10 protein-coding genes are annotated in these 13,471 nt (G+C 56.0%); 3 read left to right on the plus strand and 7 right to left on the minus strand.

The window, feature by feature from the left end; translation table 11 throughout:
• Together C5O24_RS06600 and C5O24_RS06605 are read left to right on the plus strand one after the other, a co-directional pair.
• On the plus strand, positions 1-252 hold a 252-nt coding region (locus tag C5O24_RS06600; protein WP_133165485.1), incomplete at its 5' end, for a formate/nitrite transporter family protein.
• Positions 253-323: 71 nt separating this feature from the next.
• Positions 324-1,322, plus strand: a complete 999-nt coding sequence (locus C5O24_RS06605) for a class II fructose-bisphosphate aldolase (RefSeq protein ID WP_107036128.1) — start codon at positions 324-326, stop codon at positions 1,320-1,322.
• A gap of 99 nt (positions 1,323-1,421) precedes the next feature.
• On the opposite strand, the gene C5O24_RS06610 is transcribed toward C5O24_RS06605, so the two are convergent.
• Positions 1,422-3,551, minus strand: a complete 2,130-nt coding sequence (locus tag C5O24_RS06610; RefSeq protein ID WP_107681608.1) for a sensor histidine kinase — start codon at positions 3,549-3,551, stop codon at positions 1,422-1,424.
• A 172-nt stretch (positions 3,552-3,723) separates the two neighbouring features.
• Between C5O24_RS06610 and C5O24_RS06615 the strand changes: the two genes are divergently transcribed.
• Positions 3,724-4,470, plus strand: coding sequence for a nitroreductase family protein (locus tag C5O24_RS06615; RefSeq protein ID WP_107036126.1), 747 nt, complete (start codon positions 3,724-3,726; stop codon positions 4,468-4,470).
• A 103-nt stretch (positions 4,471-4,573) separates the two neighbouring features.
• Here C5O24_RS06615 and C5O24_RS06620 read toward each other — a convergent pair whose 3' ends face one another.
• The 6 genes from C5O24_RS06620 to C5O24_RS06645 form a co-directional block, all read right to left on the minus strand.
• Entirely contained in the window at positions 4,574-5,452 is an 879-nt protein-coding gene (locus C5O24_RS06620; protein ID WP_107036125.1) for a ChaN family lipoprotein, read from the minus strand.
• Positions 5,449-8,259 (minus strand): M16 family metallopeptidase, encoded by a 2,811-nt coding sequence (locus C5O24_RS06625; RefSeq protein ID WP_161553831.1) that lies wholly within the window; start codon positions 8,257-8,259, stop codon positions 5,449-5,451. Before C5O24_RS06625 ends, C5O24_RS06620 begins: the two co-directional genes overlap by 4 nt.
• Before the next feature lie 97 nt (positions 8,260-8,356).
• The gene (locus C5O24_RS06630) at positions 8,357-9,643 is read right to left on the minus strand and encodes a DUF4929/DUF8472 family protein (RefSeq protein ID WP_107036123.1); all 1,287 of its coding nucleotides are present in this window, start codon (positions 9,641-9,643) and stop codon (positions 8,357-8,359) included.
• Positions 9,644-9,677: 34 nt separating this feature from the next.
• Positions 9,678-11,063 (minus strand): RagB/SusD family nutrient uptake outer membrane protein, encoded by a 1,386-nt coding sequence (locus C5O24_RS06635; RefSeq protein ID WP_107681610.1) that lies wholly within the window; start codon positions 11,061-11,063, stop codon positions 9,678-9,680.
• 2 nt (positions 11,064-11,065) lie between these two features.
• Entirely contained in the window at positions 11,066-12,193 is a 1,128-nt protein-coding gene (locus C5O24_RS06640) for a SusC/RagA family TonB-linked outer membrane protein (protein WP_107681611.1), read from the minus strand.
• 99 nt (positions 12,194-12,292) lie between these two features.
• Positions 12,293-13,471 (minus strand): IS4 family transposase (locus tag C5O24_RS06645; protein WP_107681612.1); only part of this gene is annotated, 1,179 nt, incomplete at its 5' end.

Genomic DNA, 13,471 nt, shown 5'->3' on the forward strand with positions numbered 1-13,471 from the left:
CTGCTGTCCAAGATGGCCGGATGCTGGCTGCCGGTGATGGCGTTTGTGGCTCTGGGCTACGAACACTCGATAGCCAACATGTTCTTCATACCGCTTGGTATGATGGAGGGTGCTCCTGTGGGTGTCGGCGAGGCTGTCACAGCCAATCTGATTCCCGCCACCTTGGGAAATATCGCGGGGGGCGCGCTGCTTGTCGGGTGTGTCCATGCGGCTCTCCATCTGCAAAGGAAGCCGGAGGGTAAAAAATCTTGACAATTTGCAGATAAATGGTTACCTTTGCGGAAACGAAACATAAAACGTCTAATAACTCTAAATAACAACCAATGGTAAGTTACAAAGAATTAGGCCTGGTCAACACCCGCGAGATGTTTGCCAAGGCAATCAAGGGAGGCTATGCCATCCCGGCTTTCAACTTCAACAATATGGAGCAGCTTCAGGCTATCATCAAGGCTGCTTCGGAGGAGAAGTCGCCGGTGATCCTTCAGGTATCGAAGGGCGCCCGCAACTATGCCAACGCCACTCTGCTGCGCTACATGGCACAGGGTGCTGTGGCATACGCCAAGGAACTCGGCTGGGAGCATCCCCAGATCGTGCTCCATCTCGACCATGGTGACAGCTTCGAGCTTTGCAAGAGCTGTATCGACAGCGGTTTCTCGTCGGTGATGATCGACGGATCGCACCTCCCCTACGAGGAGAACGTGGCTCTCACCAAGAAGGTGGTGGACTACGCCCATCAGTTTGACGTAACGGTAGAGGGTGAGCTTGGTGTGCTTGCAGGTGTAGAGGACGAGGTTTCGTCGGATCACCACACCTACACCGATCCCGAGGAAGTGATCGACTTCGCCACCCGCACCGGCTGCGACAGCCTCGCTATATCGATCGGCACATCGCACGGCGCATATAAGTTCACTCCCGAGCAGTGCACACGCAACGCCGAGGGTCGCCTCGTTCCGCCCCCTCTGGCATTCGAGGTGCTCGACGCTGTCATGGAGAAACTCCCCGGATTCCCCATCGTGCTCCACGGCTCTTCGTCGGTGCCCCAGGAGTATGTCGACATCATCAACAAGTACGGCGGCAAGCTGCCCGACGCCATCGGTATCCCCGAAGAGGAGCTCCGCAAGGCTGCCAAGAGCGCCGTATGCAAGATCAACATCGACTCCGACAGCCGTCTGGCCATGACCGCTGCTGTGCGTGAGGTGTTCGCCACCAAGCCCGGTGAGTTCGACCCCCGCAAGTATCTCGGCCCGGCCCGCGACGAGATGGAGAAGCTCTACAAGCACAAGATCGTCAATGTGCTTGGCAGCAACGGCAAGGCCGAGTAATATGAGCTGACGCCAGTATCCGTCCACCGGATGGTGTCCGCATAAACAAGACCCTGTGTCACATACGGTTTGTGGCGCAGGGTCTTTGTTTTATGTGTGTCAGGAGAGGGGAAGGGTGAAGATGAACCGGGCGCCGCCGTTGTAGGAGCGGTCGAGAACCACGTCGCCGCCGAGCAGACGCGCTATCTGGCGGCTGATGCTCAGTCCGAGTCCCCATCCTTCCGCCGAGGGATGTCCTTTCTCGTAGCGTTCGAAAATGCGGTCTTCCATGCCTCTGGGGACTCCCGTGCCTGTGTCGGTAACGGTCATCGACAGTATGGATCTGTCGGCGTCGATGCCGGTGGAGAGGGTAATGTAGCCCTCTGATGTGAATTTGGTGGCGTTTTGCAGCAGATTGAAAAGAATCTGCTCTACGCGCCGTGGATCGGTGTCGACTATCAGATCGGGCCGGCAGTCGCCCGGATCGAAGGATAGCTTCACGCCTGAAGTCACCCTGTGGCGCACGCATTCGAGCGCTGTGTGGCACACATCTTCTATTCTTACCGGCCGTCGGGTGATGTTGAGTCGGTCGCTGTCGGCTTCCGAAATGTCAAGTACGTCGTTGACGAGTGTCTGCAGCAGTTCGGTATTGAGTGTGACGATGTCAACGTAGGTCTGCAGATGTTGTCGCTTGCTGTCGTCGATATTGTCGGCTATAAGCTGTGTGTATCCGGCGATGGCTTCGAGCGGATCGCGGACAGCCTGACTCATGTTGGTGATGAAGTCGGTGCGTACTCTTCCGGCTTTTCTGGCTCGATCCTGAGCCTCGATCAGGTTGCGCTGTGTGGTAGTGAGTGAATCGCGCTGTGCTTCAAGCCGGGTGTTTGAGTCGCGTAGTTGTCGGGAGAGCGCTTTAGCGTGGCGGTAGAGTCTTAACAGTGCTATGGTGATGACCAGCAGCACGGCCAGTGCGGCGACAGTGATGACAAGCCGTGTCTTATGTGATGATATAATGCTTTCGCGTGCTTCTATCTCGGCGTTGTTGCGTTCGGATTTAAGTTTGTCGACCTCGTATAGCACGCTCAACTCGCGGTAGCATTCCTCGCTCTTTGATTTGAGCAGCTGTTCGAGCATCTTGTTGCGTAGCCTTGCGGTGGCGAGCAGTGTGGTGCTGTCGCCGGTGGCTTCGGCGGCCTCTTCGAGCATTCGGTAGAATTTGTGGCGGTTGAATTTTTTGAGGGGTGCGGTATTCTCGTCGAGATATGGTCTGAGCAGCGGCATTGCTTCGGCATATCTGCCTGTGGCCATGAAATAGTAAATGTCGGAGAGATGGTTCTGGCTGATGTCGTCGGCCACATCCTTGTCGGCTTCGGCAAGTGCTGTGATCGAATCGGCGAAAACCTCGATCTCGCGTGCGCTCAGTGCCTGATAGTTGCTGAGCATTCGCCGGTAGCAGATATATTTGTGTGTGCGGTAGTTGCGGTTGGTGCGTCCCTGACTGAAATATTTTTTCTTTAGGTCGCCGATCAGAAGAAGGAGTTTTTTGTCGCTCTGCACGGCTCGTGCGTAAAGCTCTGCTTCGGTATATATGATTCCCGCATGGGTGTAATACATGTTGGGTATGGCATTGCTGACCCATTGACGGTCGAGAATGATCTTTTCGGCTCGCGCCATATATGCGCCGAGCACTTCTCCTCGGCTCATCTGGCTCAGGTATATGCACAGACTGTAGTATAGCTCGAGCAGTTCGAGCCGATCGTCAGGTGCATCGTTTGTCAGCCGTTGTATGATTGCGCTTATATTCTTGTCGCGCTGTTGATCGGATAGATAATGAGCCTGTGAGTTTATGATCAGAAGCCTGATGAAGGCCTCTGTCTCCAGCCTGTCGGGTGATTCGGGATGAGTCGCGGTTTCGCGTAGCACCAGTAGCTGTATGGAGTCGGATCCGTTGTATGAGTTGGCTATCTGCCGGAGTAGGTCGAGTTGCAGGCTTTCTGGTGCTCCGGCCCGTTGTGCCACGGAGTATATGATATGGTTGAGGTGGGATCTCCCGGCTCTGTCGGCTGCGTCGTAAAGGTGGAGGAGTGTCGGAAGGCTGTCGGCTGCGGTAGTGGCTTTGTGTAGTTGCCTCAGGAGGCTGTCGGTGGGTTGGGCAAGCCGGGCTGCGTGGCAGTCGGGAGCGATTATCGCTATGGCTGCCGGCAGTATCACCGTCAACAATATATTGTGCAGGAAGGTTTTCATGTTCATAGTTGGGAGGATAAGACAACATTAGTGTCGATTACAAAGCTACAAAAAATAAGTTGCCTCTACAATTTCCTGATGTAGTAAAATCCGTTTTCTTAGTTTGTCGATCGTTTTTTTTGTCCATGGCCGAACTTTGCGGTGTGGAAGATTGTTGTGAAACATAAAGCATCATCCTATGAAGACAGTCAAAGATACACTTCTTGAGCGGAGAAGCATCCGCCGCTATGAGCGTGAGCCGATTCCGGCCGAAACGATGGATTTTATCTATGAGGCAATCCGCAATACCCCGACGAGTTACAACGGGCAGCAGTTCTCTGTCATCGATGTGACCGATCAGGAGGTGAAGGAGAAGATCTACGAGCTTACGCAGCAGAAGCAGGCCAAGACCTGCGCGCATTTCATGCTCTTCTGCGCCGATTACCATAAGATTCGTGTCATCGCCGACCGTAAGGATATTGATATGCCTGATTTCGAGCATACGCTCGATGGCGTGATAGTGGGCGTGGTCGATGCCACGCTTGCGATGATGAGCGCTCTGACCGCTGCTGAGGCTTCGGGTCTGGGCACATGCTGCATAGGATATGCCCGCACGGCCTCGCCGGAGGCCATTTCGCGTCTGCTTGGATTGCCGAAGGGGGTGTTTGTGGTGTGCGGTCTGGCGTTGGGTGTTCCGCGCGAGCATCCCGATCTGAAGCCAAAGCAGCCGGCCGATGTCACTATCCACTCCGACCGCTACAATGACGAGGGTCTGGCCGACAAGCTGGTGGATTATGACTATACGGTCAGTCTTTTCAACCACACCCGCGAGGGAGCCAAGACCGACAATGACTGGGCGTCGCATATTGTCGACTATTACCGTCAGGCGATGTCATACCGTATGCTCGACGCCATACGGCGTCGCGGCTTCGATGTCGAAAGCTGATCACAGAACTATCCGTATATCTGATAATACATGCAATGCGCTGCGCCGATAAGTCATCAAGCGCAGCGCATTGTGTTGAACGGTGCCGTATCCCGCAGTGGTGTCAGTAGGATGTCGGAAAATCGGTCTGCACCACGATATAGAAGTCGGCGGCGCCGAGATAGTCGGGGTCGAGGGTGTCGATCTCGTCCTGACGGCGCGATGTGACGGTGGCGACGCGTGTGTCAGGCCGGTATTTCAGCAGATAGGGTATGATGCCGTCGCGGTTGTCGGAGTGCATCGAGCCGTTGATGTGCAGAAACTTGGTGGAGGGCTTCATGTTGCGTGCCATAAACCATCCCATGGTGGCGTCTTTGAGCGCCTGTGCTTCGGCGAGCCGCTGCATCTCCTCGGGCGAGCGACGGCTTATCAGCATCATGGCTCCGAATTTTTCGCCTGCGGCTGCGGTGTCGTAGGCAAACGGTATGGGAAGCGGAGCGATATATTGCAGTGCTTCCTGACTAAGACGCTGCAGGGCGTCGAGGCCGCCGCTGCTGACGATTGCCGCATATCGGCGCGGTACGTTGGTGGCCACAAATGGTATCTTGTTGTCTTTGGCGAAGTAGACCGTGGGATAATAGTCGGTCGAATAGTTGTCCCAGAGCCTTGCTTCGGCCTCGAAGCGGTCGTAGCTTGTGATGCCGGCCATGTATTCGTCGAGTATCAGCTGATTGTCGGCCTCCATCATCTCCTGGCCGATAACGAGGTCGGAGCCGTGGCGCTGGAACAGCGCGCGGCTGATCTCGAGTTCCATCCAGTGGGAGATGGGGCAGTTGTGGTTTTCGCCGATAAACACGGCGTCGGCGCGCGAGAGCGAGTCGACCATCGTGTCGAAGTCGGTCTCTGCACCCTTGGAGTCGAAGATGCGGTAGGCTGTCGGTGATGCGGCCTGGATGGCTATTGCGGGCAGCAACAGCATCAGATTGATTATGATTCGTTTCATTTCAGTTGTTCGTCGCTCATATAGAGCATTACATATAGATCGGGATTGATATAGCGGCGGAATGACTGCATGATCTCCTCCGGAGTTATTGACTCGATGACGCTTTCATAGCGGTCGAAATCATCGAGCGCTTCGCCGTTTTTCAGCAGACTCATCAGTGTGGTGCGCCATGCCGAGGGCGAATAGGGGGTGAGCGTTTCGCGCTTGGCGATGATGCAAGCCCGTTTGATGGATTCGAGTTCGGTGTTGTCCACGGGATTGTTGCGCAGATCGTCGATGACATAGCGCAGAGCTTCCTCCACGGCGGGCATCTTGGCGTTGTCCGACGATGAATTGATGTCGAAGTAGAAGTAGCCGCGCGGAAGTCCTTCATAGTTGAGCATCACGTAGGGCGAATATACGAGTGCGCGTTTTTCGCGCAGCTCGGCTATCACATGGTTGCGCATGATGTTGCTCATGAGTTTGAGGATAAGCGAGTTGCGAAGTCCCGGCTCGAATCGGCCGAAATACAGGTAGTCAAATTCGGTCTGAGATGGATTTTCGTTTGTGAAACGCTCCTTCACTGTCGTTTCGGGCAGATGCAGCTCCGTGAAGGTGATAGGCTTGGACGATTCGGCTTTCAGACGGCTGAATGCCGCAACGGCGGCATCGGTCAGGCTTGCGGCATCGAAGTTGCCGGTGAGTATCACCACGCAGCTGTCGGGGCGTGTGTAGAGCGAGCGGTAGAATGCCGCTATGCTGTCAAGGTCGAGGCGCTGCATGTCGCGGAGTCGGGCGGCTTTGACATCGTCGACTCCTGCGTATGCGCGGTCGGTGGGGAGCACGTTGCACATCAGCCGGTCCATGCGGGCCATGAGCTGACGGTCGGGGGCGCGGTTGAGCATCTTTTCAAGCACCGATTCGTCGTCGTTGTCGAGATCTTCGATCATCGACTGCTTTATCTCGTCGAAGTCGTCGTAACGCAGTTCGGGATCGGTGATTTTCTCATATACGAGATTGAAAAACTCTCCGGCCTTGTCGGCTGTGAATGATCCGAGAAAGCCGTGCCAGTCGTTTTCGAGCGCCATGCCGAGCGCCATGCCGTTCTGATACATGTATTCGCCGGTGGTTTCAGGCAACTTGGCTATGCCTCCCATGTCGATATAGCTCGCTGTTGATCCGTAGAGGGGCAGCTGCTCCGCAGGCACGGTTCCGTAGCCGCCCGGCGCGAGCATGGCGAAGTAGACGTCGCCGTCGTCGAGCGTAGGCTTGATGATGATTCTCATGCCGTTGGCAAGGCGCAGGTCGCGGATGCCGAGCGAGGCGTAGTCGATTGTGTCGGCTATGTCGCTTGGGCTGACAGGGTATCGGCGTGTGAGTATCTCGGGTGTGGGTATGGTGTCGGCTGTCGGACGGTATGGTTCGCTGAACTTGAAGTCGGTGCGCGGCGCCGCCAAGCCTCTCTGCCAGTCGGCGGTCAGAGCGTCGAGCGTGCGCCTGGGCGCATTGATCGGCGATGTGCTGACGGCCATGAGCATCGTGTCGGAGTGGCTCATCCATTCGCGGAGCGTGGCGGTGGCTTCGGCTGCAGTGATGGTTCTGACGGCTTCCTGCAGCTGTGCCGACTGGGCGGCCGACGATATGTAGCGGTCGCCTGTGAGGGCGTAGTCGGTGAAGTCGTCACACCACATGGCCGATGTGTAGCCCGAATGTGATGCGTTGCCAATGCGGCGTGCTGCCCGGTCGGCGTGATAGCGGATCTCATTGTCGGAAAATCCGCCTGACATCACTCCGCTGATCTCCGATGCTATGGCTGCCACGCATGAGTCAAGACTCACGTTGCGGCTTTCAAGAGCCTTAAGCACGAGATGATTGCTGCCGGCAAGATACCAGGTGTCGGAGATGTCGGTGTCCATGCCCTTGTCGGCGAGCCTGAAACTCAGGGCGTCGACCACTACGCGGCCTATGGCCTTGCGCCTTGCGTCATCGATGGTGCGGGTGACGACCGTCGGGTGAGGTATGATTATCTCGGCCGTCTCGCGGTTGTTGAGTGTGTCGACGTCGAGCATTATCTGGCGTGCGGGTGAGTAGGTGAGCGGATAGTGTATCAGTCCGGGGTCGGGACGTCGCTTGAGCGACGAGAACTGACGGTGGATAGCTTTCTCCACTTCGGCCGGCTCCACATCGCCCACAACCACAATTGTAGCGAACTGCGGGAGATACCAGCGGCGGTAGAACTTCTCGAGCACGTCGGCGGTCACACGGTTGACCTCTTCGGGTGTGCCGAGCGGCATGCGGGCGCTGAAGCGGTTCTGGCCTATCTTGAGGTCGTAGAAGCGGTCGTCCTGAAACGAGCTGCGCAGTTCTTCGAGTATTATGCCTTTTTCGGTTTCGACACGCTGCGGATTTATGGTCAGGCGATCCATCCAGTCGGATATGATCGTAAGCGGTCGGTCGTAGCCTCCGGCGGCTATCGAGTCGGTCGGGAGTCCGAAGAGGTATATGGTGCGGTCGTGGCCGGTGAACGCATTGATGTCAATGCCGTATTTCATGCCGAGCGACTCAAGGTAGGCCACGGCTCCGCGGTCGGGGAAGTTCTCCGATCCGCCGAAGGCCATGTGTTCGAGGAAATGCGCGCATCCTCCCTCCGTGTCGTCCTGCTGCACGGCTCCAATGTTCCAGACGAGTCTGAATTCGGCTCTTTTAGCGGGGAAGTCGTTGTGGAGTATTATATACCTGAGTCCGTTGGGCAGAGATCCTTCGACGGTGCCTTCGGGGAGCGATATGACGGGCGAAGGTGTTGCCGCGTCGGCGTGTGGGGTACACACAATACTTGCCGTCCCGAGAAGGACGGCAAGTGTGCATACCTGTTTTAGATTGCTTAAAATCCGTGTCACAGTGTATGTTGTGGGTGTTGTGTTGAGGTTACTTCTGGAGTGTGTAGGTCACGGTGATGCGGGAATAGCCGTACTGGTCCTCGGTATCGAATGGGAATATGAATGTCATGGTGCCGGCGTTGAAGTCGATTTCGGCGTGGGGAGCAACATAGAGGTTTGACACTCCGTCTTCGTCCTCGTCGATTTCCCATGAGTCCTCAAGCACGTCGGAGAGTCCGAGATGTGTGGCCGGCGCCGCGCTGATACCGTAAGACTGCATCTCCATGGCTATGGGATCGTTGTTTTCGATGAGGGCGAGCTGGCGGTTCCAAGCCGTGAACTGGTAGCTGAACGGTATCCAGCTGCTGTGGTAGTAATAGGTCAGATACTCGTCGGTGTTGGGGCTGTAGATGGGTTCGCCCTGGGCGTTGAGTATGTAGTCGTCGCCCTCGGCCACGAATTCCACCGTGGCCTTGCCGTCCTGGATGTCAGTGATCTTAAGGCCGGGGAGCGAAACGGTGAAGGATTCTTCCGATTTGGCGTTCCAGTTGATCAGCTCCATGAGTTCGAGGCCGCTGCCGTCATCTTCAAGCGCGAAATACTCGTTGTCGTCAACGGTGAGCTGGCGGAGTGTCTTGTAGAGATATTCGGTCATGCCCATGGGGTTTTCGGTCATGTCGAGCACGGGAGTGGTGTCGTCGGCGTCCTTGCTGATGGCGAATACTGTGCTGCCGCTCAGCTGTATGGTCTGTGGGCTGATGAACGGGGCACGGTTACCGCTGCCGGGAAATTCGATAGTGCCCTGGAGAGCTACGGTGCCGATCCACGGTGTGAGGTCGATGCCGTAGGCTGTGCGCCACTGGTCGACGAGCGCCTGCTCCTCGGGAGTGAGCGTCGATTCGTTGGCTGCGGGGAGCAGGGTGACGGTGGCATTCTGTGCGATGTCGAATTTGGCCGGGTCGAGATCGCGGATGGTGAATCCGAACGATGTCGATTCGGTGATGGTGCCGGCGTTGGCCGATGCCACGGTGAATGTGCCGGTGGTGGAGCCTGCGGCGATGCTGACGGGGTTGTTGCCTATGGTCAGCAGTGATGCGTCGCTGCCGGTCAGCTCGACGGTGAACGATGTGGCCGTGGCCAGCGGAGAACTGAGGCTGATAGCCACTGTGACGGTTTCGTCGGTGTTGTCGGTTATCGAGGAGTTGCCGTCGGGGATGCTGAAGTATATATGGTTGATCACTTCGGGTTCCGGCTCTTCGTTGCTGTCGGAGCATGATGCTGCCGTGAAGGCAAAGAGCAGCGCTGCCGCCGCTGCCAGGTAGTGGAATGCTTTCATCTGATTGGTTTTGTTATGGTTTTTGATATTGTTGTCAGTCGTTGAACGAGTCTTTGGGCCATCCGGGGTTTTGAGTCATGTTGTCGTTGTAGAGATATTCGTCCTTGGGGATGGGCCATAGCCATCGGTAGTCGCCGGGCGCGGGTATGCGTCCCGATGTGCTGCCGAGCAGGCGGCTGTAGTGCTTGAGATCGAAGTAGCGTTGTCCTTCGCCGAGAAATTCCAGATGTTTCTGGTGGAGTATCTCCTTGAGGAGGGCGTCGCCAGAGAGGGATGTATCCACCGGATCGGCACCGCGCCTGTCGAGGAATCGGTTGAGCGCGACGATGGCTTTCTGCGGGCCGTCGCCTCCGGCCTGTGCCCATGCCTCGGCTGCGGTGAAGAGTGCTGCCGACAGGCGCATCTTGTTGACAAACATAATCTCGCGCTTCTCGCGGCGCAGAAGATTGTATTTGCCGATGAACGACTGGCTGCCGAGAGCCTGACTGCTGAAGGGGCAGATGGTCCACTCCTTGCGGCAGTCGGTGTCGGTATATTCCATGGCCAGTGACGGGCTGACGCTGTAGTAGTCGCCTGTGGTGGTGTCGTAAACTATGCCCTGATAGTAGGTCTGCGACTGGTCGGGGTCGTTGTAGATGAATATCTGTTCCTCGCACGATGTGCTTTCCCAGAGCGTGCGGTAGACCGACGGGCTGAAACATTCGTAGCCGCGCTTGTCGAGCAGCGACGATGCCAGAGTGGCGGCGCGCTGGAAATTGCCGGCATAGAGTTCGACCTCAGCGAGCAGCAGTGTGGTGGCGTCGGCCGTAAGCCATGAGGGATCAGTGCCGGAGTGTCCGGTGGCGATGGCTTCTTCGAGAAGCCGGCGTATCTCGTCGATGGTGGCTCCGACGGTGGCTCTCGGGAGGTTGTCCATCGTCAGGCTGTTTTTGATCACAATGCCTTCGTTGTCGAGGCCGTCGGCCGGATCTGCAGCAAACAGTCGCAGCAGCTGGAAGTAGCAGTAGGCTTTGAGTGTATAGGCTTCGGCAGTGAGGTCGGCCACTTCGCGGCGATCGGCGTCGGTGGCGGCCGTGATGCCGGGGAGTCGTTCGAGCAGGGCGTTGGCGGTAGAGATCACCGAGTAATATTGCGGCCACGCATAGATCGACAGGTCGTGGAGCGCCGATGGCTGCCAGTTGTACTGGTTGGAGAGTGACGGATTGCGCGATGCCCAATAGGTGGGAATGAAGTCGTCGCTGAGCACCGCCAGATCGAATCCGGTGGCCGGCAGGGAGCTGTAGCCTGATGCGATCAGTTCGCGTCCGTTTTCGGGTGTGGCTATGGCGTCGGGATCTGTAAACTGGTTGTCGTAGGGTATGTCGAGCGAACATCCGGTCAGTAGCAGGGGAGCCGCGAGGTATGATATGATCTTTTTCATTTTCAGAATGTCAGGCTGAGGTTAAGCGTGATGACCGGCTGCACTGCCGAGCCGAGGGTGCCGGTTTCGGGATCCGACTCGCTGTAGGGAGTGAGTGTGAATAGGTTGGATGCCTGCAGCGCTGCTGTGGCGTATTTTATGATGCGTGTGGAGCTGAGCACTTTCTGTGGCACTCTGTATCGGAGCGAGAGCATCGACAGGCGCAGATAGTTGCTGCTGCCGGTGTTGGAGGTGTTGGCATACTGTAGAGTCTCTATCGCAGCCGACGAATAGAAGGGGGAGTAGTAGATCTTGTTGACGTCGCCTTCGCGCAGCCACATGGTCTGTGTCAGTCCGCGCAGTGCGTTGTAGTTCACGTCGTCGCGGTTGCGCACGTAGGTGTAGTTGTATTGCTTGATGCCGCCTGCCACCCAGTAGAAATCGGCGTCGAGCTCGAGGTTTTTCCATGTGACTCCGAGATTGAAGCTTCCGGAGTAGGGCGGAGTGAGATGTCCGAGGGTGATGAAGTCGTCGCGTGTGAGCTGTGTCTGTCCGGGCACTATCTCTCGGCCGTCCTTGCCGATGAATATGGGGAGTCCGGTGACGGCGTTGATGCCTGTCTGCCGCAGTCCGTAGAGCGTGTCGTAGGGCTTTCCGATCTGGAAGTCGGGTATTAGGGAGTAGTCGCTTGTGTAGAGCTTGTCGGTGTAATAGAGGTCGATCACTTTGTTTTTGTTGTAGGCCACGCTGGTGCTGAATCGGAGTCCCCAGTCGGGTGTGATGTCGGGCAGCGAGATGCTGATTCCGGCCTCGATGCCGTCGTTGCGGAGCACTCCGATGTTGCGCTTCATCATGCTGAATCCGTTGCTGGCGGCAATAGGCACGTCGAGCAGGGCGTCGGCTGTCTGGCGGCGATACCAGCGCAGGTCGAGGCTCAGGCGGTCGAAAAATCCGGCCTGGACTCCGGCGTCGATTGAGGTGGTGTGTTCAGGTTTGAGGTCGCGGTTGTAGAGCGCGAGAAGCTGTAGTATGCGGGCCGTGGCGTAGGCGTCCTCGAGATAGGAGAATGTGGCGATGGTCTGCGCCGCCGAAACTCCGGCGAGTGATGCGGTGTTGCCGTAGCTGCCTTTGAGATTGAGGCGTGTGAGCACTCTGTTGTTTTTTATTACTGTCCGCTAAACCATAAAAAGGCGAGTCCAACTTCCTGAACGGCAGAAGTTGGGCTTACTTTTTGTATTTGACAAGCCCCCTCAGCAGTTTTCAGGAACTTCGGGAGGCGATTCCGATGCTTCGGCGAGCATGATTTTCAGGTCTGCATCGGGCTGATTGAGGAACTTTTCGAGATTCAGGTAATACATCAGCACAATTCTGACGATTGTAGCCAGCCCTGAGAAGCTCCAACGTCTTTCGAGTTTGCTTTGAAGTACTGACAGCAGCAGATTTGCGATGAGTGTAACCCATATCTGGATTTTGATGGCGTTGGCGCTCTCGCCATAGAAGTATCTCAAGGGGAAGTTCTGTTTGATCTGCTTGAAAAGAGACTCTATCTGCCATCGGCGGCGGTATATCGCCACGATTGTCTCTGGCGGCATGTCGAAGTCGTTGGTCAGAAGCGATATGAGTTTTGGCTTCCCGTTCTTCTTGATGTCAACGTATGTAATTATTCTGGCGATGTGGTTTATACCGTCTTTACGGAACACCACGACCTGTTCACGGTATTCCATCAGTCCCTGCGGATTCTGATGCATACAGTCTACAAGTACCTCATAACTGAGGTTTTTCTTCATTTTGGTGACATATACAACGCCACGGTCCGTCAGTTCCTCAAATTTGGCATAATTGATATAGGCGCGGTCAAGAGCGACTATCTCGTTGTGGCTGTAATGGCTCGGAGCAAGCATGAAAGAGTCATTGGTGGCCGCCGAAGTGAACTGCACATCGCAGGGAACCCCCTCGTTGGCGTGTATGACAGAGTGTACCTTTATGCCGCCTTTCTTCTTTCCCGTCTTGGGGTGTCGACCAACGCCCTTGAAAATAGCGTTGGAGAACAATGTGATTGTAGTGGAATCGATAATCCTAAGCTGCTTTATCCACTCTTCCGTGCCGTTGCGTCTGCTGTCCGATGAAAGAATGTCTTTGTTGGCTGCATACAGGTCGCGATAGACATCCTCAAAGAACTTCTCTGACCGTCGGGCATTTGCATCCGACAGGGTGCTGCGCTTTGGTACAGTATCAATTCCGACATGGTGCAGTTTGCGAACCTCCGCTGTCATAGATGTCTCTATCTCACGCAATGAGTCGAAGCGCTGGATCACGGCATAGAGCATCGTAAGCAGATGCGTATAGCCGTCAAAGCTCTTTACATACTTCTCTCCGCCGTGTTTTCGGCTGAATTCAACAATTTTTTCACGATTGAGTGATTTTATCAG

The sequence above is a fragment of the Paramuribaculum intestinale genome (assembly GCF_003024925.1).
GTDB classification, from domain to species: Bacteria; Bacteroidota; Bacteroidia; order Bacteroidales; family Muribaculaceae; genus Paramuribaculum; species Paramuribaculum intestinale.

Bases quoted from the DNA above. Each gene is read 5' to 3' on its own strand.
- C5O24_RS06605 (WP_107036128.1), top strand. From the start codon at position 324: ATGGTAAGTTACAAAGAATTAGGCCTGGTCAACACCCGCGAGATGTTT.
- C5O24_RS06615 (WP_107036126.1), top strand. From the start codon at position 3,724: ATGAAGACAGTCAAAGATACACTTCTTGAGCGGAGAAGCATCCGCCGC.
- C5O24_RS06610 (WP_107681608.1), bottom strand. From the start codon at position 3,551: ATGAACATGAAAACCTTCCTGCACAATATATTGTTGACGGTGATACTG.
- C5O24_RS06630 (WP_107036123.1), bottom strand. From the start codon at position 9,643: ATGAAAGCATTCCACTACCTGGCAGCGGCGGCAGCGCTGCTCTTTGCC.
- C5O24_RS06620 (WP_107036125.1), bottom strand. From the start codon at position 5,452: ATGAAACGAATCATAATCAATCTGATGCTGTTGCTGCCCGCAATAGCC.
- C5O24_RS06635 (WP_107681610.1), bottom strand. From the start codon at position 11,063: ATGAAAAAGATCATATCATACCTCGCGGCTCCCCTGCTACTGACCGGA.